This window comes from Kitasatospora sp. NPDC056327, from assembly GCF_042261735.1.
Taxonomy (GTDB): Bacteria; Actinomycetota; Actinomycetes; order Streptomycetales; family Streptomycetaceae; genus Kitasatospora.
On sequence record NZ_JBHJRC010000516.1, the window covers coordinates 1 to 2327 of the forward strand.

Genomic DNA, 2327 nt, shown 5'->3' on the forward strand with positions numbered 1-2327 from the left:
GCGCCGCCCTGGAGCGGGCGGCGCGGCCGTGACGTACGTCGTGAGGACTCAGCTCTCCTGCTTCAGCGCCTCGATCGCGCGCCGGGTGACCTCGTCCACCTTGCCGAGGGCCGGGATCGTGGCGATCAGGCCCTGCTGGCGGTAGTAGTCGATGATCGGCTCGGTCTCCGTGTGGTAGACCTCCAGCCGGGTGCGCACGGCCTCCTCGGTGTCGTCCGAGCGCTGGTACAGCTCGCCGCCGCACTCGTCGCAGACGCCCTCGGTCTTCGGCGGGTTGTAGACCACGTGGAACACGTGGCCGCCGTCGTTGCGGCACAGCCGGCGGCCGGCGATCCGGCGGACGACCTCGTCCTCGGGGACCTCCAGGTCGAGCACGCCGTCGAGCTTGATGCCCTGCTCGGCGAGGAACTCGTCCAGTGCCTTCGCCTGGCCGAGGTTGCGCGGGAAGCCGTCCAGCAGGAAGCCGCCCGCGGCGTCCTCCTGGAGCATCCGGTCCTTGGCCATCCCGATCGTGACCTCGTCGGGCACCAGGCGGCCCGCGTCCATGTAGCTCTTGGCCTCGACACCCAGCGGGGTGCCCTGACCGATGTTGGCGCGGAACAGGTCGCCGGTGGAGATGTGGGGGATGGACAGGGTCTTGGCGAGGAGGTGCGCCTGAGTACCCTTCCCGGCCCCGGGGGGTCCGACGAGGACGATACGCATCAGCGGAGGAACCCTTCGTAATTGCGCTGCTGGAGCTGGCTCTCGATCTGCTTCACAGTTTCGAGTCCGACGCCGACGACGATGAGAACGCTGGTGCCGCCGAACGGGAAGTTGGTCTGCTGTCCGAAGGCGACCAGGGCGATCATCGGGATCAACGCGATCAGGCCCAGGTAGAGCGAACCCGGCCACGTGATGCGGGTGAGCACGTAGTTCAGGTACTCGGCCGTCGGGCGGCCGGCCCGGATACCCGGGATGAACCCACCATACTTCTTCATGTTGTCGGCGACTTCTTCGGGGTTGAAGGAGATGGCGACGTAGAAGAAGGCGAAGAAGACGATCAGCAGGAAGTAGGTGGCCATGTAGATCGGGTGGTCACCCCGCACGAAGTGCTGGTTGATCCAGACCGCCCAGCCGGACTGGCTGTTGGTCAGCTGCACCACCAGGGCCGGGATGTACAGCAGCGACGAGGCGAAGATGACCGGGATGACACCGGCCTGGTTCACCTTGAGCGGGATGTAGGTCGACGTACCGCCGAAGGCCCGCCGCCCGATCATCCGCTTCGCGTACTGGACCGGGATCCGGCGCTGGGCCTGCTCGACGAAGATGACGAGCATCACAACGATGACGCCGATCGCGATGACCGACAGGAACTCGACCCAGCCGCCGCCGATGGTGCCGGAGGTCTTGATCGCCCACATCGAGGTGGGGAACTGGGCGGCGATCGAGGTGAAGATCAGCAGCGACATGCCGTTGCCGATGCCCCGGTCGGTGATCAGCTCGCCGAGCCACATGATCACCGTGGTGCCGGCGGTCATGGTCAGGACCATCACGGCGATCCGGAAGACGCCGGTGTCCGGCACGATCTGGTTGGCGTAGACGCAGCCCGAGAACAGGGCGCCGCTGGACGCGGTCGCCACGATGCCGGTGCCCTGGAGCACCGCGAGCGCGATGGTCAGGTACCGGGTGTACTGGGTGATCTTCGCCTGCCCGGACTGACCCTCCTTCTTCAGCGCTTCGAGCCGCGGAATCACGACGGTCAGCAGCTGGAGGATGATGCTCGCCGTGATGTACGGCATGATGCCGAGGGCGAAGATCGTCAGCTGGAGCAGTGCGCCACCGCTGAACAGGTTCACCAGACCGAACAGGCCGTTGTTCTTGGTCTCCTTGATGCAGGCGTGAACCGCCTCGAAGTCGACCCCGGGTACGGGAACGTGTGAGCCCAGCCGGAACAGCACCATGATGCCCAGCGTGAACAGCAGCTTCTTGCGCAGGTCGGGCGTCTGGAACGCCCGCGCGAACGCACTGAGCACGGTGCCTCCTGCGCCTCCCGCACGTCGTCGGCGGGAGGGTCGGTCCTGAAGGGGGAGTTTTGCGGTACGGGCTCCCGTACAGACGGCACAGGCGAGCCTACGCGCAGCCTACAAGGGAACTCCTGGGACTCTAACAGTGCACGGCCGCTCGAAAGAAGCGCGTACGGCCTCTCCCCCACTCACGGGGTACGGGATGCCCGGTTTTGGCACACAAAAGAACGAGAGCCGGAACGCGCGGATCCGGACCTCCGGTGGCGGAAAACCGGAAATGCGGGGAACCGGAAATGGCGCGAGCCCCGCGCCTCCCGGAAGGGA

At 66.4% G+C, this 2327-nt stretch carries 2 protein-coding genes; both read right to left on the reverse strand.

Annotation, left to right across the window (positions count from 1 at the left end):
• Positions 1-48: 48 nt before the first annotated feature.
• Positions 49-702, reverse strand: coding sequence for an adenylate kinase (locus tag ACFCX4_RS35925; RefSeq protein WP_376151629.1), 654 nt, complete (start codon positions 700-702; stop codon positions 49-51).
• Entirely contained in the window at positions 702-2012 is a 1311-nt protein-coding gene (gene secY / locus ACFCX4_RS35930; protein ID WP_376151631.1) for a preprotein translocase subunit SecY, read from the reverse strand. The genes ACFCX4_RS35925 and secY overlap by 1 nt, the downstream gene beginning before the upstream one ends.
• Positions 2013-2327 lie beyond the last annotated feature (315 nt).